At 29.3% G+C, this 25,681-nt stretch carries 28 protein-coding genes and 7 tRNA genes; 10 read left to right on the top strand and 25 right to left on the bottom strand.

Going from position 1 to position 25,681, the window contains the following annotated elements; genetic code table 11:
• Window positions 1-14 precede the first annotated feature (14 nt).
• The gene (locus tag CRV03_RS07905) at window positions 15-1,988 is read left to right on the top strand and encodes a cache domain-containing protein (RefSeq protein WP_129084597.1); all 1,974 of its coding nucleotides are present in this window, start codon (window positions 15-17) and stop codon (window positions 1,986-1,988) included.
• Here the strand turns inward: CRV03_RS07905 and pyk are convergent, their stop codons facing one another.
• The gene (gene pyk, locus CRV03_RS07900; protein ID WP_129084596.1) at window positions 1,989-3,440 is read right to left on the bottom strand and encodes a pyruvate kinase; all 1,452 of its coding nucleotides are present in this window, start codon (window positions 3,438-3,440) and stop codon (window positions 1,989-1,991) included.
• 113 nt (window positions 3,441-3,553) lie between these two features.
• On the opposite strand from pyk, the gene CRV03_RS07895 reads away from it, so the two are divergent.
• The 5 genes from CRV03_RS07895 (at window position 3,554) to CRV03_RS07875 (ending at window position 8,711) form a co-directional block, all read left to right on the top strand.
• Window positions 3,554-4,570 (top strand): SAM-dependent methyltransferase, encoded by a 1,017-nt coding sequence (locus tag CRV03_RS07895; protein WP_258239042.1) that lies wholly within the window; start codon window positions 3,554-3,556, stop codon window positions 4,568-4,570.
• Window positions 4,571-4,670: 100 nt separating this feature from the next.
• A complete protein-coding gene (locus tag CRV03_RS07890) occupies window positions 4,671-6,749 on the top strand; it encodes a methyl-accepting chemotaxis protein (protein ID WP_129084595.1) in 2,079 nt (692 codons plus the stop codon).
• Between the two features lie 94 nt (window positions 6,750-6,843).
• Window positions 6,844-7,044, top strand: coding sequence for a sulfur carrier protein ThiS (thiS, locus tag CRV03_RS07885; protein ID WP_129006494.1), 201 nt, complete (start codon window positions 6,844-6,846; stop codon window positions 7,042-7,044).
• A gap of 11 nt (window positions 7,045-7,055) precedes the next feature.
• Window positions 7,056-7,391, top strand: coding sequence for a YraN family protein (locus tag CRV03_RS07880; protein WP_129084594.1), 336 nt, complete (start codon window positions 7,056-7,058; stop codon window positions 7,389-7,391).
• Between the two features lie 42 nt (window positions 7,392-7,433).
• Window positions 7,434-8,711, top strand: coding sequence for a DNA polymerase IV (locus CRV03_RS07875; protein ID WP_129084593.1), 1,278 nt, complete (start codon window positions 7,434-7,436; stop codon window positions 8,709-8,711).
• Window positions 8,712-8,731: 20 nt separating this feature from the next.
• On the opposite strand, the gene CRV03_RS07870 is transcribed toward CRV03_RS07875, so the two are convergent.
• The 3 genes from CRV03_RS07870 to CRV03_RS07860 form a co-directional block, all read right to left on the bottom strand.
• Window positions 8,732-9,475: an OmpA family protein gene (locus CRV03_RS07870; RefSeq protein ID WP_129084592.1), complete on the bottom strand. Its 744-nt coding sequence runs from the start codon at window positions 9,473-9,475 to the stop codon at window positions 8,732-8,734.
• A 119-nt stretch (window positions 9,476-9,594) separates the two neighbouring features.
• Window positions 9,595-9,671, bottom strand: a tRNA-Met gene (locus CRV03_RS07865).
• Between the two features lie 20 nt (window positions 9,672-9,691).
• Window positions 9,692-9,766 (bottom strand) — tRNA-Gln (locus CRV03_RS07860).
• A 171-nt stretch (window positions 9,767-9,937) separates the two neighbouring features.
• Here CRV03_RS07860 and CRV03_RS07855 point away from each other — a divergent pair.
• From CRV03_RS07855 to CRV03_RS07840, 4 genes are all read left to right on the top strand, one after another.
• Window positions 9,938-11,782: a 7TM diverse intracellular signaling domain-containing protein gene (locus tag CRV03_RS07855; RefSeq protein ID WP_129084591.1), complete on the top strand. Its 1,845-nt coding sequence runs from the start codon at window positions 9,938-9,940 to the stop codon at window positions 11,780-11,782.
• Complete coding sequence (locus tag CRV03_RS07850; RefSeq protein WP_129084691.1) at window positions 11,772-12,461, top strand: response regulator; 690 nt, start codon at window positions 11,772-11,774, stop codon at window positions 12,459-12,461. The genes CRV03_RS07855 and CRV03_RS07850 overlap by 11 nt, the downstream gene beginning before the upstream one ends.
• A 71-nt stretch (window positions 12,462-12,532) precedes the next feature.
• The gene (locus CRV03_RS07845; protein ID WP_129084590.1) at window positions 12,533-13,294 is read left to right on the top strand and encodes a hypothetical protein; all 762 of its coding nucleotides are present in this window, start codon (window positions 12,533-12,535) and stop codon (window positions 13,292-13,294) included.
• Between the two features lie 66 nt (window positions 13,295-13,360).
• Window positions 13,361-14,047 carry a response regulator gene (locus CRV03_RS07840; protein WP_258239041.1) on the top strand — a complete coding sequence of 229 codons (687 nt, stop codon included), beginning with the start codon at window positions 13,361-13,363 and terminating at the stop codon, window positions 14,045-14,047.
• A 41-nt stretch (window positions 14,048-14,088) separates the two neighbouring features.
• Here the strand turns inward: CRV03_RS07840 and CRV03_RS14105 are convergent, their stop codons facing one another.
• The 21 genes from CRV03_RS14105 to CRV03_RS07740 form a co-directional block, all read right to left on the bottom strand.
• Complete coding sequence (locus CRV03_RS14105; RefSeq protein WP_164968638.1) at window positions 14,089-14,229, bottom strand: hypothetical protein; 141 nt, start codon at window positions 14,227-14,229, stop codon at window positions 14,089-14,091.
• A gap of 68 nt (window positions 14,230-14,297) precedes the next feature.
• Window positions 14,298-14,374, bottom strand: a tRNA-Met gene (locus CRV03_RS07835).
• An 83-nt stretch (window positions 14,375-14,457) separates the two neighbouring features.
• A tRNA-Leu gene (locus CRV03_RS07830) sits at window positions 14,458-14,542 on the bottom strand.
• A gap of 53 nt (window positions 14,543-14,595) precedes the next feature.
• A tRNA-Arg gene (locus CRV03_RS07825) sits at window positions 14,596-14,672 on the bottom strand.
• Between the two features lie 43 nt (window positions 14,673-14,715).
• Window positions 14,716-14,792, bottom strand: a tRNA-His gene (locus CRV03_RS07820).
• A gap of 10 nt (window positions 14,793-14,802) precedes the next feature.
• Window positions 14,803-14,880: transfer RNA gene (locus tag CRV03_RS07815), tRNA-Pro, on the bottom strand.
• A 111-nt stretch (window positions 14,881-14,991) separates the two neighbouring features.
• The gene (locus tag CRV03_RS07810; protein WP_129084690.1) at window positions 14,992-15,774 is read right to left on the bottom strand and encodes a thiazole synthase; all 783 of its coding nucleotides are present in this window, start codon (window positions 15,772-15,774) and stop codon (window positions 14,992-14,994) included.
• Between the two features lie 23 nt (window positions 15,775-15,797).
• Window positions 15,798-16,106 (bottom strand): divalent-cation tolerance protein CutA, encoded by a 309-nt coding sequence (gene cutA / locus CRV03_RS07805; protein ID WP_129084588.1) that lies wholly within the window; start codon window positions 16,104-16,106, stop codon window positions 15,798-15,800.
• Complete coding sequence (locus CRV03_RS07800) at window positions 16,103-17,488, bottom strand: NAD(P)H-hydrate dehydratase (RefSeq protein ID WP_129084587.1); 1,386 nt, start codon at window positions 17,486-17,488, stop codon at window positions 16,103-16,105. The genes cutA and CRV03_RS07800 overlap by 4 nt, the downstream gene beginning before the upstream one ends.
• A 9-nt stretch (window positions 17,489-17,497) precedes the next feature.
• Entirely contained in the window at window positions 17,498-17,842 is a 345-nt protein-coding gene (locus CRV03_RS07795) for a translation initiation factor SUI1 (protein WP_129084586.1), read from the bottom strand.
• Window position 17,843: 1 nt separating this feature from the next.
• Window positions 17,844-18,851: a tRNA (adenosine(37)-N6)-threonylcarbamoyltransferase complex transferase subunit TsaD gene (tsaD, locus tag CRV03_RS07790; protein WP_129084585.1), complete on the bottom strand. Its 1,008-nt coding sequence runs from the start codon at window positions 18,849-18,851 to the stop codon at window positions 17,844-17,846.
• Window positions 18,852-19,403: an alpha/beta hydrolase gene (locus tag CRV03_RS07785; protein WP_129084584.1), complete on the bottom strand. Its 552-nt coding sequence runs from the start codon at window positions 19,401-19,403 to the stop codon at window positions 18,852-18,854.
• A 20-nt stretch (window positions 19,404-19,423) separates the two neighbouring features.
• Window positions 19,424-19,858, bottom strand: a complete 435-nt coding sequence (locus CRV03_RS07780) for a DUF1566 domain-containing protein (protein WP_129084583.1) — start codon at window positions 19,856-19,858, stop codon at window positions 19,424-19,426.
• Window positions 19,858-20,136 carry a hypothetical protein gene (locus CRV03_RS07775; protein WP_129084582.1) on the bottom strand — a complete coding sequence of 93 codons (279 nt, stop codon included), beginning with the start codon at window positions 20,134-20,136 and terminating at the stop codon, window positions 19,858-19,860. The genes CRV03_RS07780 and CRV03_RS07775 overlap by 1 nt, the downstream gene beginning before the upstream one ends.
• Window positions 20,126-21,193, bottom strand: a complete 1,068-nt coding sequence (dxr, locus tag CRV03_RS07770) for a 1-deoxy-D-xylulose-5-phosphate reductoisomerase (RefSeq protein ID WP_129084581.1) — start codon at window positions 21,191-21,193, stop codon at window positions 20,126-20,128. Before dxr ends, CRV03_RS07775 begins: the two co-directional genes overlap by 11 nt.
• Window positions 21,190-21,954 (bottom strand): phosphatidate cytidylyltransferase, encoded by a 765-nt coding sequence (locus CRV03_RS07765; protein WP_129084580.1) that lies wholly within the window; start codon window positions 21,952-21,954, stop codon window positions 21,190-21,192. Before CRV03_RS07765 ends, dxr begins: the two co-directional genes overlap by 4 nt.
• A gap of 70 nt (window positions 21,955-22,024) precedes the next feature.
• Window positions 22,025-23,308 carry an alpha/beta fold hydrolase gene (locus CRV03_RS07760; protein WP_129084579.1) on the bottom strand — a complete coding sequence of 428 codons (1,284 nt, stop codon included), beginning with the start codon at window positions 23,306-23,308 and terminating at the stop codon, window positions 22,025-22,027.
• Window positions 23,308-23,661: a hypothetical protein gene (locus tag CRV03_RS07755; protein WP_129084578.1), complete on the bottom strand. Its 354-nt coding sequence runs from the start codon at window positions 23,659-23,661 to the stop codon at window positions 23,308-23,310. The genes CRV03_RS07760 and CRV03_RS07755 overlap by 1 nt, the downstream gene beginning before the upstream one ends.
• Complete coding sequence (locus CRV03_RS07750) at window positions 23,658-24,296, bottom strand: beta-ketoacyl synthase chain length factor (RefSeq protein ID WP_129084577.1); 639 nt, start codon at window positions 24,294-24,296, stop codon at window positions 23,658-23,660. The genes CRV03_RS07755 and CRV03_RS07750 overlap by 4 nt, the downstream gene beginning before the upstream one ends.
• On the bottom strand, window positions 24,286-25,410 hold the full coding sequence (locus CRV03_RS07745; RefSeq protein ID WP_129084576.1) for a beta-ketoacyl synthase N-terminal-like domain-containing protein: 1,125 nt from the start codon (window positions 25,408-25,410) through the stop codon (window positions 24,286-24,288). Before CRV03_RS07745 ends, CRV03_RS07750 begins: the two co-directional genes overlap by 11 nt.
• Window positions 25,397-25,651 (bottom strand): phosphopantetheine-binding protein, encoded by a 255-nt coding sequence (locus CRV03_RS07740; protein ID WP_129061603.1) that lies wholly within the window; start codon window positions 25,649-25,651, stop codon window positions 25,397-25,399. Before CRV03_RS07740 ends, CRV03_RS07745 begins: the two co-directional genes overlap by 14 nt.
• Window positions 25,652-25,681: the final 30 nt, after the last annotated feature.

Here is a 25,681-nt window from a genome sequence, read left to right as displayed (position 1 = left end):
TATAATAATTTATCATGAGTAAATTAACCGATGAAATAAAAATCATAAAATGGATTGTTCTTCTTCCAATTATTGGAGTTATACTTACATCCTTTATTCTTACAAATATTTTTGTCTCTTCTAGATATGAAGCTCATAATAATGAAATTGATAAACTAAAACAGACTCATACCCTAGAGCTAAAAAACTCTATAAAAGAAAAAATAGATAATCTAACTCTTCTTTTAAATGAAAACTATGAAAATGAAATACAAAGATCTAAACACTCTATAAAAGATATTGTAAACCTTGGATACCAACACTTAAGTCTTATGTATAAGAACCACTCCCATCTTCCAAAAGAAGAGTTATTCTCTTTCTTAGATGAAAGAATGGGAAAATTAAGATTTTTTGACAATAAAGATGGTTACTTTTTTATTTATGATAGAAAAAGTGCAAAAGTCATTTCAAATGCAGGAACACCTTCTCACGTAGGAAACTCAATTAAAAATGTAAAAGATACAAATGGATTAAACTTTTATGAAAGCTTTGAAAATGTATTTAAAAACAATAAAAAAGAAGGCTTTATATCTTGGCACTGGACTCGTCCAAACTCAAAAACTATAGAAAAAAAGATTGGCTTTCTAAAACTATTTGAGCCTTTAGATATCGTTATTGGTAGTGCTTTATATACAGAAGATATCAAGAAAAATATTTCTAAAAACTCAATAGCTTTTTTAAGTAAACTAAAATACCCAGATGACTCATATATTTTTATTATGGATTCAAAGGGAACTTCAATTCTTCATAAAAATAAAGAAATCATAGGTGTACCTCTTAGTAAATTAGATGAAAAAATACAAAAAAATGTATCTTCAATAGTTAATAAAGCAATAAAAAACAAAACCTCATTTATAGAATATCAACAATCAGAAAAACTTTTTAAAGGTCACGTACCCTCTAAAAAGATTTCTTATGTTAAACATGTACCTATTTTAGATTGGGTAATAGGAACTGGGCTTTATAATGATAATTTAAATAAAGAGATAAAAAGAAAACAAGAATTACTAGATAAAAACTTACAAGATGATATTTCCACTATAGTTTTAGCTTCACTACTAGTTACTATATTAATTATTGCAATTATACTTATACTATCAAGAAGATTAAAAAATATTTTCCAATACTATTCAAAAAGCCTAGAAGATAGCAATAATAAACTTCATAAACTAAATGAAGAGTTAGAGCAAAAAGTAAAACAACAAGTAAATACCCTTAGACAAAAAGACTCTTTGTTAAATCAACAATCAAAACTTGCTGCAATGGGGGAAATGCTTGGAAATATCGCTCACCAATGGAGACAACCTTTATCTGCTATTAGTACTTTAGCTAGTGGAATTAGAGTGAAAAAAGAAGTAGGTGAAATAAGCAATGAGGATTTAGACAAAGATTTACAAGCAATTGTAACTAGCACAAAACTATTATCAAATACTATTGATGACTTTAGAAACTATTACTCAAAAGATAAACATATCAAAGAGTTTAAAATTGAAGATACTTTAAATAATGTTTTAAGTCTTATCTCTGCAAATCTAGACAATAAAGAGATTGAACTAATTTTTAGTATTGATGATGTTTCCATAAATAGTTATGAAAATGAGTTAATTCAAGTTTTATTAAATATTTTAAACAATGCCAAAGATGCTCTACTTGAAAGAGAGACTCCTAGATATATTTTTATAACAATTAAAAAACAAAAAGAGAATCTATTAATAGAAATCTATGATAATGCAGGTGGAATAAAAAAAGATATTATTTCTAGGGTTTTTGAACCATACTTTACAACAAAGTTTAAATCGCAAGGAACAGGTATAGGTTTATATATGACTAAAAATATAATTGATTCAAATCTAAAAGGTAAAATTGAAGTAGAGAATAAGAGTTTTACTTATGATAATCAAAAGTTCAAAGGAGCTTTATTTAGAATAAAGCTTCCTTTTAAACTATAACTATTTTTTCTTCATTGCTGGAAGGTTTAAATAGTAATCCATCTCAGATGGAGTTAATATCTTAATAGTATTTGTACTTCCTGGAATACCTACTGGATATCCAATTGTAGCAATATAGATTCCCTCTTTATCTAATAATCCTTTAGCTTCAAGCTTTTTAAGCATAATATGAATCATCTTAGATGCTTGTGCAGCTTTGATTTTAGCAATTGGGAAAACTCCCCAGTTTGCACATAAAGGATTTAATACTCTTCTTTTATGTGAGAAGATATAAATCGGTGTTTTAGGTCTATATCTAGATATTTTCATTGCAGACTTACCTGAACTTGTAAGAGCAATAATACCTTTAGCATTTAAATCATCTGCTAACTTTGTAGCTGTGGCTTGAATAACATCAAACTCATCATGGTATGCTAACTTTTCATGCTTATCAAAAGGATAAATCTCTTCAGTTTTTTTGATAATATTAGCCATTGTTTCAACAGTGTTAATTGGATCAACTCCAACAGCACTCTCTTCACTTAACATAACAACATCAGTTCCATCTAAAACAGCATTTGCAACGTCTGAGATTTCAGCTCTTGTTGCTCTTTCATTTTCTGTCATTGATAAAAGCATTTGTGTTGCAGTAATAACTGGCATACAAGCTTCATTTGCTTTTTTGATAAGTCTTTTTTGAATAGTTGGTACTTCATAATATGGTACTTCAATTCCAAGGTCACCCCTTGCAACCATTAAACCATCACTTGCTTCAATAATTTCATCGATATTCTCAACAGCATCAAACTTCTCAATTTTTGCAATAAGTTTACCCTTATAGCTACCTAGAAGTTCTCTTGCATGTTCCATATCTCTTTTATTTTGAACAAAAGAGATAGCAAAGTAATCAACTTTATTTTCAACACCCCAAGCAATATCTTTTTTATCTTTTTCAGTAATAACATCAATATCAATTACAGTATTTGGAAAGTTAATTCCTTTTTTAGAAGCTAATACTCCATGGTTTTCAACAACTGCTTTAATCTCTTCACCTGTTTGAGTAACTTTTGCTCTAATAGTTCCATCATATAAATAGATATACTCATCTACTTTTACTTTATCAAGTAGTTCTGGATAGTTGATTGATACTATATATTTTTTATCAGCTTGTTTTTCTCCAACTATTTCATTTCTAACAAAAGTAATTTCATCACCTTTTAATAGTTCAAAAGGCTCTTTAACATCACCAATTCTCACTTTAGGACCAGAAATATCTTGTAATACTGCAATTGTAGTATTAAGATTATTCATAGCAGTTCTAATATTATTTAATGTATTTAAATGATACTCATGATCACCATGTGAAAAATTAAGCCTGAACATATTTGCCCCAGCTTTAATTAGCCCCTCAATCATCTCAACACTGTTACTTGCAGGTCCTAGTGTTGCTAAAATCTTCGTTCTTTTTTCCATTGGGCTACTCCTTATTTTGAAATAATTTATAATAGGTATTATATCTAAATTCATTTACAATGCAGTTACACCTTGTATAGGAAGTATCAAACTTTTTTAGCTAAACTTCAAAAATGAATTCAAATAAAAAAACTTTCAAACAATATATGCATGAATGGCTTTATTCAAATGATGGATATTACAGTACTTATAAAGAGATTGGAAAAGAAGGAGACTTCTATACTTCAGTATCTACTTCAAGTTTTTTTGGTGGAGCTATTGCTAAAAAAATCATAGATGAAATTCAAAATGGCAACTTAAAAGAAAATACTACAATTTTAGAAATTGGAGCACATCATGGTTACCTTTTAGCTGATATTATTCAATTTATTTATACTTTAAAACCAGAACTTCTAAAGAGTCTTAATTTTGCTATTGTTGAAAGATTTGAACATTTACAAAAGTTTCAAAAAGAATACATGAAAGAATCATTTGGAAATGAGATTAATCTTATTCACTACAATGATATTAATGAAGTAAAACTTAACTCTGCTTTTATTTTAGCAAATGAAGTATTTGATGCCTTTGCTTGTGAATTAATTTTAGAAAAAGAAAATATCCTATACCAAGCATTTCTTGAAGATGAAAAAATAGTTTTTGAAAAATGTGAGGATAAAAAACTTTTAGAACACTGTAAAAAATACTCTCTAACTAAAGGTGAAGTTTGCTTAGATTATGAAGAGTTTATAAAAACAATTGATTCAAATATAAAAAACTTTCACTTTCTAACTTTTGATTATGGAGATAGATTTTATAGAAATGATTTTTCTACAAGAGTTTATAAAAACCACGAAGTATTACCAATTTTTGATAAAAAAATAAATCTACAAACTTCTTATAAAACAAGTGATATTACCTATGATGTATGTTTTAATTATTTAATTGATATATTTGAGGAAAATAATATCACCAATATTAAATTTGATACACAAATGAATTCTCTTATTAACTTTGGAGTAATAGAACTGCTTGAAATACTAAAAGCTCATACAAGTGAGTCTGTCTACTTAAAAGAGCTTCAAAAAGTCAAACTTCTTATTGAGCCTACTGGAATGGGAGATAGGTTTAAAACTCTTTATGTAAAAAAGTAACAACTATTATAAATAATATTTTTGTAACTTTGAAAAATATTCTTTATACCTTAGTTTAAGTACAATATCATAGTTATACTATGTTAAGAAGGAATAGAGAATGAAGAGTCTATCAATAAAAGCCAAGCTATTAGCAATCGTAATTAGTTCTATTGTTATAGTTTCTATGATTATTTTAGTTCAATCAAATATTGCACTATACAATACTTCTGGAGATGTTACTGACAAATTTGAAAAAGATGCATATCATTCAAAAGAAGCTGAACTAAAAAGTTATGTTGAGATAGCTATTAAAACTGTAGAAGCTTTTTATAAAAGAGCACAAAATGACCCTGAAAATACAGAAAGCTATAAAAAAGCTGCCTTAGATGCTATTGAAAGTATTAGATATGGTAAAGATGGTTACTACTGGATTAATGATTCACATCCAAATATGGTAATGCATGCTATTAAACCAGCTCTAAATGGAAAAGACTTATCAAAAGTAAAAGACCCAAATGGAGTATATCTATTTGTTGAGATGGCAAAAATCACTCAAGGAAATCCAAAAGGTGGTCTTGTAGAGTATGTTTGGCCAAAACCTGGTTTTGAAAAACCACAACCAAAGTTCTCTTATGTAATGAAGTTTGAACCATGGGATTGGGTTATTGGAACTGGTGCATATGTAGATAATATTAGTACTTCAATTAATAAAATGAAAAATGCCACAGAAGAAGAGATTTTTAGTACTATGATTACTAATATTGTAATTATCTTTATAATTATGATTATCTTAGCCTTTATTATGCTTTTAATTGCAAAGAAAAGTATTTTCGACCCACTTGAAAACTTCCAAAACGGTCTATTAAACTTCTTTAAATACCTAAATAAAGAGCAATCAAATGTTGATATGCTTGATGATAGTAGTAAAGATGAAATTGGTACTATGTCTAAAGAAGTAAATCAAAATATTCAAAAAACTCAATCTTTAATTGAGCAAGATGCTGCTTTAATTGAAGATGTAAAAAGAGTAGTTGAAGAAGTAAAAGCTGGTCATCTTGATAAAAAGATTAGTAAAACAACTCAAAATGAAGCACTTAAAGAGTTACAAATTATCTTTAATGAAATGCTAGAAATTATGGAAAGTAATGTTCACAATGATATCAATGAAGTTAACAAAGTATTAAGTAGCTTCAAAAACAGAGACTTTAGAACAAATATCCAAAATCCTAAAGGTGAAGTTGCAAAAACACTTAATGAATTATCAGAGATAATCAATAAAATGTTACTTGATAACTTAACAAATGGCTCTACTATGAATGAAAATGCAGAGATGCTACGTTCTAATGTTGAGAAATTAAGTGTAAGTTCAAATCAACAAGCTGCTTCATTAGAAGAGACTGCTGCTGCTTTAGAAGAGATTACTGGAACTATTACAAATACTTCTGGAAATATTGCTCAAATGGCAACTTATACTCAAGAATTAACAGGTTCTGTTAAAACAGGTCAAAACCTTGCTAGTGAAACAACTTCATCTATGGAAGAGATTAATGAACAAACAGAGCTTATTGCAGATGCAATTACAGTAATTGACCAAATTGCCTTCCAAACAAATATTCTATCTCTTAATGCAGCCGTTGAAGCAGCTACTGCTGGTGAAGCAGGAAAAGGTTTTGCAGTTGTTGCAGCAGAAGTTAGAAACTTAGCTTCGAGGTCAGCTGAAGCAGCAAAAGAGATTAAAACTATTGTTGAAAATGCTACAGAAAAAGCAAATAATGGTAAAGCTATTTCTCAAAAAATGATTGAAGGTTATGATGGAATTTATGCAAAAGTTCAAGAAACAGAAAGCCTAATCAATGACATTACAACTGCTTCTAAAGAACAAACAACTGGTATTGCACAGATTAATGATGCAGTTGCACAACTAGATAAAGCAACTCAAGAAAATGCTAACGTAGCTAATAATACAAGTGATATTGCAAACCAAACATCACAAATGGCAATGAACATTGTTAATGAAGCAAATAAGTCTGAGTTTTTAAATAAAACAAGCGTTAAAACAACAAGTCATTCTCATACTACAGAAGTAAACTACTCAACACAAAAAGTAGCACCTAAAAAAGTAGAGAAGAAAGAGCCTGTACAAACTAGAGTTATTCAAGCAGAAAAAAGTAATGATGACGAATGGGAAACTTTCTAAGTTTTCATTCCCATCTTAAAATAAAAAGTTTCTTTTATATTTGATAAGTATAAAAGAAACTTGTGTTAAAATCACTAAAAACAAAGGAATCTAAATGGAGCTTATTGTTAATGGAGAAAATAAAAACTTCCCAGATAACTCTACATTACAAGCAATTATTGATGAATTAAGAATTGAAGAAAAAGTAATGGCAGCTGCTGTAAATATGGAAATTGTAAAAAAAGATGAATGGAATTCTTATACTGTAAAAGAGAATGACAAACTTGAACTTTTACAGTTTGTTGGTGGCGGTTGATTTAAAAAATCATGTCTACAAAAGAGAAAGGCCAAGCAGCCGAACAAAAAGCATGTGACTATTTAAAATCCTATGGCTTTGAGATAGTTGAACAAAACTTTTATGCTAAAAAGCTTGGTGAGATAGATATCATTTCAAAGAAAAATGATACCTATCACTTTGTAGAAGTAAAATCCTCTGTTGATTATGAATCTGCTATAAATAATATAACTCCTTCCAAAATATCCAAATTAAAAAGAAGTATTGATTACTATTTACAAACAAAAAAACTTGATGTAGCTTATTGCATTGATGTAATAATTATTGTTGATGAAGATATTGATTTAATCTCAAATATTACTATATGAAATTTTATTGCAAATTGAAATATTATTTGCTATAATAGTTTTATGTTTTTACACCTAGACCTAGACTGCTTTTTTGTATCCGCCCATAGAACTGTTGATAAAACCTTAGAAAACATTCCTGCTGCTGTAGGAGGAAGAAGTAATCTTAATATTTTCTCAAGTCAAAAAGAACTAAGAAAAGTCAGTGAAAATGGAGGAGCTTTTGTTAGTACTATTCTTACAAATGAAGGTGAGAAAAGTTTTAAAGAGTATTTTGTAGATGAAAATGGAAGAATAAGAGGAATTGTAACTACTGCTTCATATGAGGCAAGAGCCTTTGGAGTGAAAACTGCAATGAGTGTAAATGAAGCTCTAAAACTTTGTCCAAATCTAAAAATGATTCCCCCAAACTATCCTTTATATCACGACTTATCAAAAAAATTATGTGAGCTTTTAAAAAAAGAAATTCCCTTAGTTGAGCAGTTTTCTATTGATGAATTCTTTGGAGATTTAAGTGGTTATATAAAAGATGAAGATGTAGAAGAGTTTGCCTTTAAATTAAAACAAAAGATAAAAAAAGAACTTGACTTACCAATATCAATTGGGATTGCACCTTCTAAATACCTTTCAAAACTAATTACTGAACATGCTAAACCAAATGGAATTAAATTTGTTAGAAAAGAGCATATAAGAAACTTCACAAAAGATATTCCAATAGAAGAGTTTCCAGGTATTGGCAAAAAATACCAAGAAAGACTAAAAGGTTATGGAATAAAAACCCTAGGAGATATAGAGGGTAAAAAAGACCTGTTTTACTCATGGAAGAAACCAGGAATTGAGCTATATAATAGAGTTTGTGGAATTGAAGATAATAAATTAAATCTTCAAAGAGATAAAAAATCTATAGGAATAGGAAGAAGTTTTGATCCTATTTATGATAGGGAAGAGTTAATTAGAAGAGTAATTATACTTAGTAGATATTTATCTTTTATCGTTAAAAAAGCAGATAAAAACCCACTATCTTATGCTTTACAAATAAGATATGAATCAAAAATAAAATCAAAAAACTTTGTAAATGTAAATAGAATCTTTAACGAAGAAAGTTTCAAGGCAAGAATAAAAGAGCTATTTTTAGAAATTGATAATCACCCTTCCCACGGAATTGTTCAATTAAATATAACAGTATATAACTTTTCAAAACCAAATGAATATACTTATAATATCTTTGAATATGAGAATGATTTAAAAAAGAAAAAACTAGGAAATGAAATACAAGCTTTGAGGGAAAAATATGGTGTTGATATTATCAAAACTGCTTCAGAGATAAAAAAAGAGAAATAAGAGGCTTTATAACCTCTTATTTAATAACTACTACATCCATCAATTATCGATTCTTGACTTGGATATAAATACACTTCAACTCTTCTATTTAGAGACATATTAGCATCACTATTATTTGGAACTAAAGGTTTATTAAAAGAACAACCCCTTGAAAATATCTTATTAGAAATACCTGTATTAAGTAAAGTATTACCTACATTTGATGCTCTTTGTTCTGATAGTTTTTGATTAAACTCATAAGTACCTCTACTGTCAGTAAAACCTAAAACTTGAACTACAGTATTTGGATAGTTTCTTAAAACCTTGCTAATTTTACCAATTTTTAAAGCAGCCGATTGAGTAGGAACAGAAGAGTTAGTTTTAAAAACCATCTCATCCCTTAGCATGATTTTTACATACCTTTGAGTATTTGAAACAATTAAATCATTATCTGGGTTTACAACTGCATTAGGATTATTATTTACATCAGTATCAAGCTCTTGGGCAATATCTTTTGCTTGTTGCTCCATACTATAGCCAATTCCACCACCAACAGCTGCACCAATAGCACCACCAATTACTGCACGTTTTGCTTTATTGTCACCTTTAGTACTAGCACCAACAACTGCACCAAGTAAACCTCCAATTAAGGCACCGGTTTGTGTTTTAGATAAGCCAGTATTATTATCAGGTGTTTGCTGATTACTATTTTGTAAAGCACAACCAGTGAATAAAAAGGCACATAAAGACAAGCTTGCTAACTTTTTTGAGATAAGACTTTTCATAATAAACCCTTTTTGTAAAGATATATTATTATACTACTTATATAAATAATTGTGCTTTTAAAATTTAAATTAGTTGAATTGTAATATTTTTAAACAAGAAAAATAATAGAAGTTAAGATTGGTTGCGGAAGCTGGATTTGAACCAACGACCTTCGGGTTATGAGCCCGACGAGCTACCGGACTGCTCTATTCCGCGGCTAACCAATATTGAAAAAGTGGCTGGGGTAGCAGGATTCGAACCTACGAATGCTGGTACCAAAAACCAGTGCCTTACCGCTTGGCGATACCCCAAATTAAAAGTTCAAAATAACTTTTAGGATTGAAATTCTAACAAAAAAACCTTAAATTAATATAATATAACTAGCTATGTTTCTCTTTTTCTAAATAATAACAAAAAAGACATATTTTATATGTAAATAATTTATCTTGTGTATAATTTAGCAATTACAATTAGGACTTTTTATGCTCAATAAAATTATTATTTCTATCTTTTTATTATTTACTACTCTTTATGCCAAACCTGTTTTAGTTTATGAAGATATAAAAGAGCTAGATATATTAAAATATTCAGATATTCACATAGACTATACAAAAGAACTAAGCATACATGATATAAAAGAAAATGATGATTTATTTCAAAAAAATAGTGAAAGTAGACTCTCTTATGGTTATGCACCTAACTTTAATATTTGGATACGATTTAAACTAAAAAACACTACAAATAAAGAGATTAAAAGAGTTTTAGAGTATGACAATGCTTTGACTAGTCATATTACATTTTATGATTTAGATAGTAATATTAAGGCCTTAAAAGGCTTATATTTTAGACAAAATGACATAAAGACAGTTAACTCAGCTTTTCCAATATTAATTAAACCAAATAGTGAAAAAACTATTTATATAAAAGCAAGTTCAGATATTACAACTATGATTATAAAACTCAAACTTTGGGAAAACTTTACTTTCTTTGAAAAAGAGTTAAAACATCAAATGATATTAGCCCTATTCTTTGGTGCAATGTTTATTTTGGGAATTTATAATCTATTTATCTTCTTTTTTACAAAGGATATAAGTTACTTATATTATGTAGTCTATATTATTGGGATTATAGTTCATCACCTTTTATATGTTGGTTTTGCAACAATATATATGCTTCCTGATGGCTGGATAGAAGAAATATTAAAGTATGCACCAGTAATTGTTGCTATTCCTATTGTTGCCCTTGCTTTATTTACAAAAGAGTTTTTAAATACAAAGCAGTATCCTAAAAACAATGCTTTTTTAAACTTCTATTTAATCCTAATTCCTATTTCTATTGTTTTCTTCTTATTAACAGATGATTATGATAAACATAGAAATACACTTACAATGCTTTTATTAATTTATCTAATGGGATTAACTCTATATGCAACAATAAAAAGAAATAAACAAGCCTACTTTATACTTTTTGGATGGTTTGTATTTTTAATATCTGGACTTACAATGTTCCTATCAAGTGCAGGAATATTTAACGTATATGATTACTTTCCTTATATTGTAGAAGCTTCTTTTGTATCTGAAGCAACTATTTTTTCGATTGCCCTTGCAAATAGAATAACAAGTCTACAAAAAGACAAAGATGAAGCAAATAAAAGATTGATTGTTCATCAACAAAATGAGACTGAAAGATTAAGTAAAGAAGTATCATTAAGAACAAAAGACTTAAAAGATACACTTATTGAAAAAGAGCTTTTATTAAAAGAACTAAATCATAGAGTAAAAAACAATATGCAAACTATTGTATCTCTAATAAGACTTCAAGCAGATGAAATACACAATGAAAAACTACAAGATATCTTAGTTACTATTCAAAATAGAATTAATGCAATGAGTCATCTTCATGAGTTACTTTATAAACAAGATAATATTTCCCATGTAAATACTTATGAATATTTTGAAGCTCTTATTGAAGAGGTTGTTGATAGTTATCATAAAGATGTTGATATTGATTTAGATGTAAGAGCAAATATAAAAATGGAACAAGCTGTTTATTGTGGACTTATTTTAAATGAACTTCTTACAAACTCATTTAAATATGCTTTCCCAGATTTTATTGGAACAATTGAAATAAAACTTTTTAAACAGCACAATGAAATCACTTTCCTTGTAAAAGATAATGGAATTGGATTTAAAGAGAATAAACAAACTGATTCTCTAGGCTTAACCCTTGTAGATACACTTGCAAGAAATCAGCTTAAAGGTGAGATAGAGATTAAATCAACGAAAGGAGTAGAGACAAAAATTATCTGGCAAGATGATGACAAATGAAAAGTTTCTAATTGTAGAAGATGAGGCAATTGTTGCTTTAGATATAAAAAAAAGTCTTGAAAACCTAGGTTATTATGTTGTAGCTTGTGCAACAAACTATGATGAAGCACTAAAATTTGTAAAAGAGAAAGACCCTTCCATAATTTTGATGGATATAAACCTAAAAAATAGTAAAAGTGGAATAGATGCTGCCATAGATATTCAAAAAATCAAGAACATCCCTATTGTTTATATAACTGCTTACTCCGATGAAGAAACAATAAAAAAAGCAGTAAAAACAAACCCAATTGCATATTTGCTAAAACCTTTTAAAAGAGAAGAGTTAAAAACTACAATCTATTTAGCATTACACAAAATAAATAGCTCTTATGAACTATTTAAAAATAAAGACTTTATTCATCTAGGACTAAACTATTATTATAACATTAAAGATGAAACACTATTCTATGAGAATCTTAGAATAAAACTAAGTATAAAAGAAAGAGCTCTTTTAAGTATTTTAGTAGAAGCTAAAGGAAGTATTGTTTCATTTAATAGTTTAGAATATTTACTGTGGCCTGATTATCCCGTTTCAAAAGGAGCATTAAGAACATTAATTTATAGGCTTAGAACTAAGCTTGAATATAAACTTATAGAAACAATCCCCTCACTTGGATGCAAAATCACCACTCTTACTTAATAATTCTTACAATCCTGTGACATAAACTGTGACAGGGCTTATGTAAAGTTTGTCTAAAAAAGGACAAACACATGAGTCACTTAAACAAAAATATATCTATTAACTTTCTACAAGAGTTTGTAACTCACAATATTAACAGCCAACTAGACTACTTACCTGAAAAGTTCAATGAAGAACAAAGGTATGCCCTTGAAGTATTTAAAAAAAGAGTTTTCCTAGAAGAGACTATAGAAGAAACAATTAGTTTTAATAGAAGTCTAAATTGGGATAATAAATATTCAAATACAAACTTAGCCATTAGTGCGGAAGAGCTTATTGAAGTTTTTAAATTAAGGAGTAGTGTTTACCATGAAATATCATATCAAAAGGAGTGCCCTGATGAAATTGATGGATTAAATTTTGATACTTTTGATAAGAATTCAGCGGTGATTTATTGTAAAAATAATAATGAAATATCTGGAACTATTAGACTTATATTTGATTCAAAAAAAGGTTTACCCTCTGAAGAAAAATGCTCTTTTACTAAACAAAGAGAAGAGTTTAATCTAATAGGTGAGATTTCAAGAAACATTGTTAAAACTCGGAATAAAGGTCTTAATCAAGAGTTTAAATATCTAATGTGCGGTATTTACAATATCTTTATGAATAATAACATTGACCTAGCACTTTCAGGAATAAGAGCAGACCACCTGAAACTATTTGAAAAGCTTGGTGGAGTAAAAGTAGAAAAAGAGTTAGATGCTTATGGAAATGTTGATATACCTTTTTTAATAATTTCTTATAATCCTAGTTTAGCATCAAGATTTTTTAAAAAAGTCTTCTTAAAACAGTAAGTGTGACAAAGGTGTGACGAAAAAATGATATACTTCTGTATAAAAAAATAATTTTTAGAAAATGAGATGATGAATAAAGTATTAATAGTAGAAGATGAAACGATTGTTGCACTTGAAATCAAAAAAGTTCTAGAAAAGCTTGATTTTATAGTGACAGATATGGCAACAGGATATGATAGTGCACTTGAGAGTGTAAAAAGAACTAAACCAGATATTATTTTGATGGATATTGATTTAAGAGATGATAAAGATGGTATTGATGTAGCTATACAGATACAAAAGAACAACAATATTCCAATTATCTATACAACTGCATATTCTGATGAAAAAACATTAAATAGAGCAATAGAAACAAATCCCGTAACTTACTTAATAAAACCCTTTAAAAGAGAAGAGTTAAAATCAAATATTCTTTTAGGTATCTATAAAAGTAAAAATGAAGTTGTTCCCACAATTGATAAGAGTCTTATGAGACTTGGATTTGATTACTATTTTGATAAAGTAAATGATAAGTTATACTATAAAGATATGTTTATTAAACTTGGTCTAAAAGAGAGACAACTACTTAGAATACTAATTAGAGCAAATGGTGCTATTGTTACCTTTGAAGATTTAGAGTATAAGATTTGGCATAACCATACTATCTCAAATAGTACATTAAGAACTCTTATTTATAGACTTAGATCGAAACTCCATTATGATTTGATTGAAACTATTTCAAATGTAGGGTGTAGAGTAACTATTAACGAATAAATATAAAAAGAGTTTTTCTCTTTTTATATCTTCTTCCTTCACTATTTTACAAATAAAGTAAGTAGTCTATTAGGAATTACGATTCCTGATTTACTAAGTGCATCTAAAATATTCTCATTTTTTTGAACTAATCTAAAAAATACTTCTATTTTCTTAATTAAATTTATTTCTGTTATTGACATTTTATTGTTCCTTTCATCTAAAAAAACAATTTACTGTGTGGATTAAAACTCTTTTGATAGTAATAATTTGGTTGCGGAAGCTGGATTTGAACCAACGACCTTCGGGTTATGAGCCCGACGAGCTACCGGACTGCTCTATTCCGCGGCAATTTAACATAATGTTAATAGTAAAGAAAAATAAAATAAGTAGATTTAGAACTTAAAGTTATTGATTTCATTTTAGTAAGGTGGTGCGGATGAGAGGACTCGAACCTCCACACCGTGAGGCACCAGATCCTAAGTCTGGCGTGTCTACCAATTTCACCACATCCGCATATAGACAAAAAAAAAGATCAAGTTGCAAACAACTTTAATCTTATTTAAAAGTGGTACGCCTGACACGATTCGAACGTGTGACCGATGCCTTAGAAGGGCATTGCTCTATCCAGCTGAGCTACAGACGCATCAAAAAAATTATATAAAAATCATCCTGAAAGAATGATAAAATGGGGTAAGTAATGGGATTCGAACCCACGACCCTCTGAACCACAACCAGATGCTCTAACCAACTGAGCTATACCTACCACTCATAAATGGTCGGGGCGAGAGGATTCGAACCTCCGGCCCCCTGGTCCCAAACCAGGTGCGCTAACCAGACTGCGCTACGCCCCGAATAAACACTTATTCTTTCAAAAAGTGGACGGAATTATAATATATTTTTTTTAGTTTGTCAAGAGTATTTTGAAGAAATTTCAAAAAATTTCAAAATTTCTTCAAAAACGACTAAAATTGAATTAATCCATCCACTGGTGAAGAAGCCGTTGCGTAAGGTTTTTTAGGGATTCTTCCTGCTTTATATGACATTCTTCCTGCAATTGTTGCATATTTAAATGCTTCTGCCATTTTCATTGGATCTTGTGCTTGAGCAATTGCTGTATTAGCTAAAATACCATCTGCACCTAATTCCATTGCATATGAAGCATCACTTGCACAACCTAATCCTGCATCAACTAAAACAGGAACTTTAACTGCATCTCTAATAAATGCAATATTATATGGGTTTTGAATTCCAAGACCAGAACCAATTGGAGCTGCTAGTGGCATAATTGCATCTGCACCTGCATTTTCTAATCTTTTTGCAACAATTGGATCATCACTTGTATATGCCATAACTGTGAAACCATCTTTTTTAAGAACCTCACAAGCTTTGATTGTATCAATTACATCTGGGTATAAAGTTTTTTGTGCATCACCAATAACTTCTAACTTAATAATATCAATACCTGTTGCTTCTCTCATAAGTCTAAAAGTAGTAATTGCTTCTTCAGCTGTAAAACAACCAGCAGAATTAGGAAGAAGCTTTACATTTGTATCTTTAAAATAGTCTAATAAATTCTCTTCATTTGGGTTTGTAATATTTACTCTTCTAATAGCAACAGTAATAAGTTCACTTCCACTTGCTAACGTTGCATCTTTAGTTGTTTGAAAATCTTTATATTTTCCAGAACCAACAATTAATCTACTATTAAATTCATAATCACCAATTTTTAAAATCTGGTCATTCATTTCTGTTTTTTCCTCCATAAGTTTTAACAATTTTTTTCTATAAACTTTTTATATTCTTTACTTACGTCACTAATATCTAAGCCTATAATTTCGGGCACATCATAGCTATGTAATTCTTTAATTTTGCTTTTGATTTTTTTGAAGTTTTCTTTTTTAGTTTTGATACTTAATAGTATCTCTTCGTCATCACAAAACTCATTTTTCCACATATAATAAGATTCTATTTTACTCATTTGAATACAAGCTGCTAGCTTTTTTTCTATAAGAACTTTTGCTATTTTTTTAGCTTCATCCTTTGATGCACAAGTAGTTTGTACTAACAATAATTTCATAATTTTTTTACCTCTTCTACTAAATCTGCTGGAATAAGTGAGTAGTTATTCTTTTTATAGTTCTGTGCAGCTAATGCATGGGCTAAACTTGCAGTTATACTTGCATCTAATGAATCATAGCCTTGAGCTAATAAAGAAGCTATAAGACCACTTAAAACATCTCCACTACCACCTTTACTAAGTACGGCACTTCCAAAACTATTTATATAGATATTTTTATCTTTTCCTATAAGAGTATTTGCACCTTTTAAAAGAAGTGTTACATTAGGATATTTAGTGCAGAACTTAGTTACATACTCAAATCTATTTTTTTGTAACTCATCTACTTTTATATGAGCTATCTTACACAAGTTTAATAAAGCACAAAACTCTTTTGGGTGAGGAGTTAATACAACATCTTTTTGAAGTTTGTCTAAAATAATCTCTTCATAGAATAAATCAGCATCTATTATTGTAGGAATATCCTTTGCTAATATTTTCTCAACCTCATTAATCTCATATTTTCCTAGCCCCATTCCAATAGCTATTGCAGTACAATTATCACTTATAAAATGAGTATGCATAATATGATAAGGTAAATCTATATCTTCATGACTTACTACACTTACAAGCCCTGCTCCAAAACCAAAAGCAGCTTTTGCAGCAATTACGCCTGCTCCCATTTTACAACCAGCAATTACATTTAAGTGTCCATATGAACCTTTGTGGGCGTTCTTTTTATTTCTAAAAGGAAGCTTCATATCTTCTTTATCTAAAAGATAGATATTTGTATCTTCTTCATAAATATCTCTTTGAACACCAAGGTTGGCTACTTTAATTTTACCAACATAGTCTTTTGCTTCATCACTAAAAAGAGCTACTTTTAAAGCACCCATTGTAATAGTAGTATCAGCATAAAAAGCCTCTTGATTTATTTGCCCTTTTGTATTTATACCACTAGGAATATCACAGCTAAGTTTGTAGGCATCTTGTTTATTTAAAGAGTTAATGATAGATAAAGAAGTCTCATCTAAGTCTTTATTTAGTCCACTTCCAAATAAGCAGTCAACAATAATATCACTTTCTACTATTGTATCTATAAAAGGCACAGCTAAAAGTTTTGCTCTTTTTTCTTGAAGTTTTGCCATAGAAGATTTTGCACCAAAAGGCAGGTAAAGTTTTATGTCATATTTTTTATGAAGCAGTCTTGCAAGAGCTATTCCATCTGCTCCATTGTTTCCAGGTCCACAGACAATCAAAACAGAAGCTTTTTCTTCAAACTTATTTTCAATAAAATTAGCCATTGAAGAAGCTGCATGCTCCATCAAAATATCTTCTGTTAAAGCAAAATTTTCATAACACTTTTTATCTAAGGAACCTACTTCATAATATATATTCTGCATAATATACCTTTACTTTTTAAACTTCCAACCCTCTTTTTCTAAAGTTAGTTTTACCTTCTGCTTTACATCGCCTTGTAGCTCTATCCACTCTTCTTTTATACTTCCACCACAAGCAAGCTTTTTCTTTAGAAGTTTTAAAACCTCTTTTTTATCTTTTTCTTCAAGGTAAAATCTTCCAACTAACGTTACTGGTTTACCCCTTCTTTTTTCAAAAGTGAAAACTAATTGGTGTTGATTTTTAGGAATTATTTCAGAATGTTTAGACTTTTTCTTTTTGTCATCTTTTTTTGTATCAAATTCATTGCCTTCTAGACTTGAGCCCATATTTTGAGCTAATAAATCAGCTAATCCCATATTAAAACTCCTTTAGTCTAGTTTTTACATCAATATCTTCTATCGTTGTAAACTCTTTATTTTTGTATTGTTCTACTGCTACTCTTCCAATCATGGCTGCATTATCAGAACAGTATTTTAATTCACTAAGATAAAGATTAACTCTATTTGCTTTACATAAATCTTCAATTGCCGTTCTAAGTCTAATATTTGCACTTGCTCCACCTACTATTGCAAAGTTTTTAGGCAACTTTTGTTTAAATAGTTTTTTAACCTTTTGCATAATATGAGCTACTGCTGTTTTTTCAAAAGAAGCACATACATCACAAACATCTTCTTCACAAAGACCTTCTTCTTCTAGTTTTTCAAGTCTTAATCTTACTGCATTTTTTAGACCTGAATATGAGAATTCTATATTTGGACTTTGTCTTAAAGGAATAGGAAAGTCAAATCTTTCATCATCTCCTTTAAGTGCTTTTTCTTGAACAATAGGACCACCTGGATAACCTAAGTTCATCATCTTTGCAACTTTATCAAAGCTTTCTCCAAAACTATCATCAAGTGTACTTGCTATTAATTTCATATCATTTAAAGAGTTAGCTTCTATAAGTTGAGTATGCCCACCAGAAACTAATAAAATAGTCATAGGAAGAACTTCTTCTTTTTCTATAAATAGTGAATAGATATGACCTTTTAGATGGTTTACAGCTATTAGAGGAAGTTTTAAACTTACACTTAAAGCCTTTGCCATAGTTACACCTTCCATAAGTGTAACCGAAAGCCCAGGAGCATTTGTAACAGCTATTGCTTTTAGCTTTGGAAAGTACTCTTTACACTCTTCAAGAATTTTTGGAAGAGCCTCCACATGAAGTCTCGCAGCTAGTTCAGGTACTACTCCACCATAAACAGAGTGTTGTAGTTCTTGTGATATCTTTTTATGATAAACTAATTTTTTTGTTTCAATATCTGTTATTGCAATGGAACTATCATCACATGATGACTCAATTGAAAGTATTAATGAATCAGACATTTAAGCATTTTCCTCACACTCTTCTTCTCTATTTAACCAATCAAGAGCACAATCAAGTTTTCCATATCCAGAATCAGCATTAATATGTCCTGCTTCTTCTAAAAGTTTCATTCCAACATTAAGTTTACTTTGTAGTCTAATTGCTTCTTCTACATTCATATATGGATCATTTGTTGAAGCTGCAATAATTACTTCCTCAGATTTTAAATCACTTGGAACTGGATAAGGGAAAAATGTCTTTGCTTCTTCTAACTCTTTATTTCTTACAGGTGCTACTAACATTAACTTCTTTAGATTTATATCTAATTCTTCACATAAATGAAACCAAAGAATATTTGCTAAAGAGTGACAAACCACAATAGTAGGTTTAAAATGTTCAATTTCTGCTTTTACATAAGCTTTCCACTCTTCAAGGTCTGGATTATTTCTATTTGGTAAAGCAGGAAATGATACAGGTGTATTTTGCTCTATTAAATCTCTTGTTAAATGTGCTTGCCAATGGGGAAAATCACTTCCACCTAATCCATGTAAAACTAAAACTCTTTTTTCCATTTTTTCTTTTTTACCTTTCTTTATATGCTTCTTACGCATCTTACATATTTCTTTTTATGTCTACTATCAAAATAAGGGGTTCCACTGATAAAGTACATATAATCAGCATAAAACCACAGTGTTCTCCAGTGAGCTTTACTTGCCCAAAAACCATCTGCAATTCTATATCTAAAACTTTTGTGTATATTTGTTTTTTCGTTTCTTTTATCTACTATTAATTTTAATTCTTCAATATCAGGAAGTCGCCAGTTAGAGTATCCACCATAAGATAAGTTCTCACAATACTCTTCACCCTCTTCATGGGTAAACTTTAATTTTAAAACACTAGAATTATCAACCCACATTAACTTGTTTGTATTATCTACAACAACTTTTAATGAGCTATTTCTTTTTAAATCACTTGCAAGTGCAAATGAAAAAGAGAAAATTAACATTAGGAAGAATAAGGCTTTCATTACTTATCCTTTATTTTATATTTTCCTTGTTGTAAGTTTCTTCTTACACTTTCATCCATAAGTTCTACTGTTATATTATACTCTTCTTTATAAATAATTCCAACTAGCTCTTTACAAACCTTTTTATTCTCTTCATTTGAACCTGAGTTTTCTTTCCACTGTTCAAACTTTTCTTCATACATATTTACAATATTTTTTTCAAACTTACTTCGTGTATAAATTAGATAAACTACTAATATTAATAGTATCCCAAAAGGAATAAGTAAATCAAGAGTCATAGTAAGACCTAACTTCTTTATCTATTTCAAAAATATCATCAATAGAGTTTGCTTTTACACTTGAAAATCTTTCTAATGCATCTAAACTCATTTTTGATACATCTAAAAATCCAATTTCAGAATTTAAAAACTTTGATACAGCTACTTCATTTGCAGCATTTAAAACAACACCTAAATCTAAGTTTTCTAAAATAGTGTCTTTAACTTCCCAGATTGGATATCTTTGTTTATCAATCTGCCTAAACTCTAAACTTCCTACTTTAAGTAAATCAACTGGTTCTAAAACTTGCTCATCACATTTTCCTAAAATTGCATAAGCAATAGGAAGTTGCATAGAAGCATTTGCTATATGTGCAGTTGAACTTCCATCTTCAAAATTAACTAAACCATGAATTAAAGATTTTGTTTCAATAATAGCATCTAATCTTCTAGTATCAAATAACCATGCTGCTTCCATAAGCTCAAACATTTTATTTGTCATTGTTGCTGAATCTATTGTGATTTTATTTCCCATTGACCAATTTGGATGATTTAAAGCTTCTTTAATAGAAACATCTTTTAGCTTTTCTAGTGGATAATCCCTAAAAGAACCACCACTTGCTGTAATAGTCATAGAAGAGATTTTTTTATCTTGAAGTAAATACCAAAGTGCAAAATGCTCTGAATCTATAGGACTTAACTTTGTTTGGTCAATAAACTTCCCTGCAACAACTAAAGACTCTTTGTTTGCAAGAGCTATTTTCTTTTTACACTCAATTGCTTTTAGTGTTGGTCTTAAACCTAGAAAACCTACAAGTGCATTTACAACTGTTTTAGCCTCTGATTCTTCAATTGCTCTTAAAATTGCATCTTCACCAAAACTAACATTTTTATGATTTACTTTATGAAGGTCATCTTTTCTTGCTATTACAACTTTTTTGGGCTTAAACTCTTCTACTTGTTTATTTAGTAGCTCAATATTAGTTCCAGCAACTAAAACCTCAACATTTAACTTGAATTTTCTAGCTATATTTAGAGTATTTACCCCTATAGAGCCTGTAGAACCAAGGACTATCACATTACTGCTCTTAGAATCATTAACATAAGAACTCCACCAAAAAGGTATCCATCAGTTCTATCTAGAATTCCTCCATGTCCTGGTAAAATATCTCCACTATCTTTGATGCCAGAAAGTCTTTTTAAATATGATTCAAAAAGGTCTCCAAATACTGAAGAAATTGCTACTGCAACTGAAATAACAATTGCCCCTAAAGTTGAGATATTGTCAAGAGAGAAGATAAGACCAAAGATAGTTGCAACCACAACTCCACCAATCACACCTTCAATTGTTTTGTTAGGACTTGTTTCACAAAACTTTGTTTTTCCCATACTTCTACCAACAAAATATGCTCCAATATCAGCACCTGCTACAATTACAAGTAACCATAATAAAGACATAACACCATACTCACTATAAAGTGCTAGTAAAAACAGAAATGAAGCTGTTGGATAAAGTAGTGGTAAGAAAAGTTTTCTATCAATCTCTTTTTTATATGCGATTAAAGAAGCATAAACTATTGCTAATAAAAATACTAAGTCTTCTGGGTAAGGATAGAAGTAAGCTAAAAACCAGATACTTCCTGTATAAAAGTATATAGAGTCACTTTGCATCTTATACATTTTCATAGATTCATTAATTGAAACTACTAACAAAATCCCAAACAGTAACCACATTATAAAAAATGAATCAATGTACCCTATAACTAGTACAGCTAATATCAATGCAATACCAGTTTTAATTCTTGTAGAACTAGATTTAATTATCTCGTTAAATGCCATATATATTCCTAAAATAATAAGTTAGATATTCTAACATTTTATCTCTTGGTAGAAAATAATAGCTTTTATTTTAGAAGTGACCTACAGTAAATACCCCATGTCTAGGTTGAGAATTAACAGTACATAAAGAGTAAACTACCTCTTGCTTTTTTTCACTATTCGTATAAAAAGCTTTTGTCTTAGTCTCTACATCAACGGCAGCCAAATCAAAATCAGAATTGTTTATCTCAATAGGTTTATCTAGCTTTATTGTAGTTGCTGTCATTTGAACTTTTGAATTAATAATAAAACTATCTTTTGTTAAATCAAGTTTTGAGTTTATAAAATCTATTTTTGAATTGTAGATAATTAACTCTTCAATAAAAGCATCTTTTAGAGTAATATCTTTACTATCATAAACTTCCACTTTTTTAAAATGACCCTTTAAAACTCTACCTTCATCATTTCTAATTACAACTTCCCTAGATGATGGCTCAATTTTAGTATCTTTTTTTATATATCTTTTTGTTTTTAGATGTTTTTTTAACAAATCTAAATAGGTTTCAAAATTGTCTACCATTGGAGTATGTTTTGAGTCTTCAATAATCTCTAATTTAGAGTTTTTAATTAATTTATTTAAAGCATATCCTGTTCTAGGAGGTGCAGTTTTATCCTCTTCCCCCCAAAGAATTAAAGTTGGTACTTCAATTTTTTGGGGAATAGAAGAGAAGTTTTCCTCAGCTAAAGCCATAGCAGCAATTGTATTTGGGTTTGAACGAAGAATTACCTTTCTAGTTAATTTAGAGTTTAACATAGTATCTACTTCAAAAGGCATAATAGTATCTATCATTTGAGGAAGTTCAGACATAAAATCTGAAACAGCATCACTCTTTACAGTTTCTTTTACTTTATATTTAACTAAAAACTCCGAATAAGCAACTTTATGTAAAATTGCTGCAGCATCGATAAGTGTTAAACTTTTTACTCTTTCTTGATTTAAACTTGTATATTTTAAACTAATACTAGCTCCCATAGAATGACCCACTAAGTGAAAAGGCTTATCAACAAAGTTATCTATTAAAGTATCAATAAAACCTACATATCTTTTTGGAGAGTATAATTGGTTGGATTTATCTGACTTTCCAAAACCTGGTAAATCAAATATCAAAATATAGTAATCTTTTTTTAAAGCTTCAACTGATTCAAGCCAAATAGATGAAGCTTCTTTTCCTAAACCATGAACAAAAACTATTGCTTCATTTTTAGGGTTTCCATAAGTTTCTACGTAACTTACTTCATTAAAGATTGGTTCTTTAATGAACTGGGCATTTAAACAATAAATAAATAAAGAGAAAGTAAAAAGAAACTTTTTCATTACTCTTGTATCATTACTGTTAAAACACCTGTTGCGTAGTTTGTATTCTCTGCTAAATCAAAAACATTAAAAGAGAATTCACAAACAGCACCAAACTCTAAATTCTTTTCTACTTTAATTATATATTCTAAAGTATCTGGTTCTTTATTTAGTTTTACTTCTTTTACTGATACTAAAAAACCAATTTTTGCTTCTTTTTCTTGTGAAAATCCAGCAGAACTTTGTGCTGCTGCTTCAAAAAGCATTGGTAAAGTTGGTAAAGAAGTAAATTCACATTTAACTTTTATAAACTCTTTGTTTACTTCTAAAAGCTCTTTTGCAAACTTTATTGGTTCTTGATGAGGGATATTCATAGTTTCACCTCTATAATATTTTTTTGATTTTCATTGAACTGTTTTGCATATGATAAAAGTTCTTTTACAGACTCTGGACACTTAGTATTATCATCTTCAAAACTAATTGTTGCTTCTTCTTTAGTAACTTTTACTTTTAAAGCAACTGCAACTTCAAGGAAATCAATACACTTATTTACTTGCTCAATATTCTCAATGTTCATAGTTTCAGTAACCACTAATAAAATCTCATCACCATCTAAAGCTTTTATAGCTCCCATTTTTAGAAGTCGATTAGAAGTATTATCTCCACAAGAGATAGTCAAGATTTCACTCTCATTTTTTTCTAAAATCGAAGCATAAGATACTGGTGTATTATAAACAGAGTTTTGGAAGTCTGTAGGAGAGATTCCCTCTTTATTTAAAATTGCATTTAAAATATTTGCAGTTGCAGGAAGTTCACCATATGCACTTCCATACATAATTCTTCCTTGTTTAAAATCAACTTTGTCCATAAGCTCTACTGTTAATTTAGAAGCTCTTGTTAATCTTCTTCTAAATACCATTTTAGGAACTAAAGCTTTTGTGTTTAAATCCTCAACTTGTGTAGGAGCTAATAAAAATGCTGCATTTAAAATTTCTAAATTAATTGTCATTGCTTAGTCCTAAAAGAATACTTGTATTATTTCCACCAAAGGCAAATGAGTTAGAAAGTACATATGAAACTTCTTGTTTTAAAGGTTCATTTGTAAATAAGATATCTTCTCTTTCCACATCTTTGATATTTTTTGAAGGTGGTATTATCTGTTTTTGTAAACTCAGACAAGCAATAATAGCTTCAATAGCTCCAGCAGCTCCTAAAGTATGTCCTGTAAAAGATTTTGTTGAACTAACATAAGGTTTTGAAGTATCAAATACCAATGAAATTGCATTTAATTCTGAAGAATCATTTGCCATAGTTCCTGTACCATGAGCATTGATATAAGATATTTTTTCTTTATTTATTTTTGCATCATCAATAGCATTTTGCATTGCTTTTGCAGCACCTAAACCTTCAGGGTGAGGCTGAGTCATGTGGTGACCATCTGAACTATATCCAGCTCCACATATTTCAACACTTGTTGAATCTTCTTTTTCATCTTGGATTAAAAGAACTGCAATAGCTTCAGCTACATTCATCCCTTCTCTATTTTTTTCAAATGGAGTACAAGGATTTGATGATAAAACACTTAGTGCTGAAAATCCACAAACAGTAGTATAAGATAAAGCATCTACACCTACAACTAAAACGTTTTTATAAATACCTTTATTTATTACCTCTTTTGCATACCCTAAAGCATTAGCACTAGAAGTACAAGCTGTAGAAAAAGAGATATCATCATAAAAATTGAAATCTTGTTTTAAGTGATAAGCTATTGCATCAATTGGATGTTTTTTATAGTCAATATTTTCATAACTAGAATCTTTAAAAAAAACTTTTTCTGTTTCGTTCATTCCACCAACAGAAGAGCCAATTATAAGTAAAGTATTATCGTAGTTTTCTAGATTAGAGTTTGTAAGTACTTTGTTTACTGTTTTTGTAAGTAAGTCGCTAAAAGATAAGTTTGAATCTATTTTTCCAATTGCAACACTTCTATCTTGAACATAAGAGTTATCAATTGAAATACAATCTTTTTTTTCGCAGATTGAAGCGAAAAGCTGTTGGGAATCAAGTCCAGCACAGCTTACTGCTTCAAAACTATTTATATATGCCTTTTTATTTGTTGTCATTAATATATTTTAATAAGTTCTCTACTGATGCAAAAATTTCATTATACTGCTCTGGGTTTTGAATTTTTACACCATACTCTTTTTCAATAATTAATACTAATTCAATTGAATCAACTGAATCTAAACCTAAACCTTCATCCCCAAAAAGTGCATCTGCATCTTCAATATCTCCAACTTCAATATCTTCAAGTTTTAAACCATCAATTAAAACTTGCTTAAACTCATTGCTTGAAATTGCCATTAATTTTATCCCTCTTTTAGTCTATTTTAT

The organism is Arcobacter sp. F155 (assembly GCF_004116455.1).
Lineage (GTDB): Bacteria > Campylobacterota > Campylobacteria > Campylobacterales > Arcobacteraceae > Halarcobacter.
This window is presented reverse-complemented; position numbering and strand designations above follow the sequence as displayed.

What these genes read in the sequence shown, in the direction of transcription:
- CRV03_RS07760 (WP_129084579.1), bottom strand. Translation starts at nt 23,308, where the DNA reads ATGAAAAAGTTTCTTTTTACTTTCTCTTTATTTATTTATTGTTTAAAT.
- CRV03_RS07800 (WP_129084587.1), bottom strand. Translation starts at nt 17,488, where the DNA reads ATGCAGAATATATATTATGAAGTAGGTTCCTTAGATAAAAAGTGTTAT.
- CRV03_RS07740 (WP_129061603.1), bottom strand. Translation starts at nt 25,651, where the DNA reads ATGGCAATTTCAAGCAATGAGTTTAAGCAAGTTTTAATTGATGGTTTA.
- CRV03_RS07745 (WP_129084576.1), bottom strand. Translation starts at nt 25,410, where the DNA reads ATGACAACAAATAAAAAGGCATATATAAATAGTTTTGAAGCAGTAAGC.
- CRV03_RS07875 (WP_129084593.1), top strand. Translation starts at nt 7,434, where the DNA reads ATGTTTTTACACCTAGACCTAGACTGCTTTTTTGTATCCGCCCATAGA.
- thiS (WP_129006494.1), top strand. Translation starts at nt 6,844, where the DNA reads ATGGAGCTTATTGTTAATGGAGAAAATAAAAACTTCCCAGATAACTCT.
- tsaD (WP_129084585.1), bottom strand. Translation starts at nt 18,851, where the DNA reads ATGTCTGATTCATTAATACTTTCAATTGAGTCATCATGTGATGATAGT.
- CRV03_RS07785 (WP_129084584.1), bottom strand. Translation starts at nt 19,403, where the DNA reads ATGGAAAAAAGAGTTTTAGTTTTACATGGATTAGGTGGAAGTGATTTT.
- CRV03_RS07775 (WP_129084582.1), bottom strand. Translation starts at nt 20,136, where the DNA reads ATGACTCTTGATTTACTTATTCCTTTTGGGATACTATTAATATTAGTA.
- CRV03_RS07870 (WP_129084592.1), bottom strand. Translation starts at nt 9,475, where the DNA reads ATGAAAAGTCTTATCTCAAAAAAGTTAGCAAGCTTGTCTTTATGTGCC.
- CRV03_RS07780 (WP_129084583.1), bottom strand. Translation starts at nt 19,858, where the DNA reads ATGAAAGCCTTATTCTTCCTAATGTTAATTTTCTCTTTTTCATTTGCA.
- CRV03_RS07845 (WP_129084590.1), top strand. Translation starts at nt 12,533, where the DNA reads ATGAGTCACTTAAACAAAAATATATCTATTAACTTTCTACAAGAGTTT.
- CRV03_RS07895 (WP_258239042.1), top strand. Translation starts at nt 3,554, where the DNA reads ATGAATTCAAATAAAAAAACTTTCAAACAATATATGCATGAATGGCTT.
- CRV03_RS07855 (WP_129084591.1), top strand. Translation starts at nt 9,938, where the DNA reads ATGCTCAATAAAATTATTATTTCTATCTTTTTATTATTTACTACTCTT.
- CRV03_RS07850 (WP_129084691.1), top strand. Translation starts at nt 11,772, where the DNA reads ATGACAAATGAAAAGTTTCTAATTGTAGAAGATGAGGCAATTGTTGCT.
- cutA (WP_129084588.1), bottom strand. Translation starts at nt 16,106, where the DNA reads ATGAAATTATTGTTAGTACAAACTACTTGTGCATCAAAGGATGAAGCT.
- CRV03_RS07840 (WP_258239041.1), top strand. Translation starts at nt 13,361, where the DNA reads ATGATGAATAAAGTATTAATAGTAGAAGATGAAACGATTGTTGCACTT.
- CRV03_RS07795 (WP_129084586.1), bottom strand. Translation starts at nt 17,842, where the DNA reads ATGGGATTAGCTGATTTATTAGCTCAAAATATGGGCTCAAGTCTAGAA.
- CRV03_RS07890 (WP_129084595.1), top strand. Translation starts at nt 4,671, where the DNA reads ATGAAGAGTCTATCAATAAAAGCCAAGCTATTAGCAATCGTAATTAGT.
- CRV03_RS07750 (WP_129084577.1), bottom strand. Translation starts at nt 24,296, where the DNA reads ATGACAATTAATTTAGAAATTTTAAATGCAGCATTTTTATTAGCTCCT.
- pyk (WP_129084596.1), bottom strand. Translation starts at nt 3,440, where the DNA reads ATGGAAAAAAGAACGAAGATTTTAGCAACACTAGGACCTGCAAGTAAC.
- CRV03_RS07810 (WP_129084690.1), bottom strand. Translation starts at nt 15,774, where the DNA reads ATGAATGACCAGATTTTAAAAATTGGTGATTATGAATTTAATAGTAGA.
- CRV03_RS07905 (WP_129084597.1), top strand. Translation starts at nt 15, where the DNA reads ATGAGTAAATTAACCGATGAAATAAAAATCATAAAATGGATTGTTCTT.
- CRV03_RS07880 (WP_129084594.1), top strand. Translation starts at nt 7,056, where the DNA reads ATGTCTACAAAAGAGAAAGGCCAAGCAGCCGAACAAAAAGCATGTGAC.
- CRV03_RS07765 (WP_129084580.1), bottom strand. Translation starts at nt 21,954, where the DNA reads ATGGCATTTAACGAGATAATTAAATCTAGTTCTACAAGAATTAAAACT.
- CRV03_RS07755 (WP_129084578.1), bottom strand. Translation starts at nt 23,661, where the DNA reads ATGAATATCCCTCATCAAGAACCAATAAAGTTTGCAAAAGAGCTTTTA.
- CRV03_RS14105 (WP_164968638.1), bottom strand. Translation starts at nt 14,229, where the DNA reads ATGTCAATAACAGAAATAAATTTAATTAAGAAAATAGAAGTATTTTTT.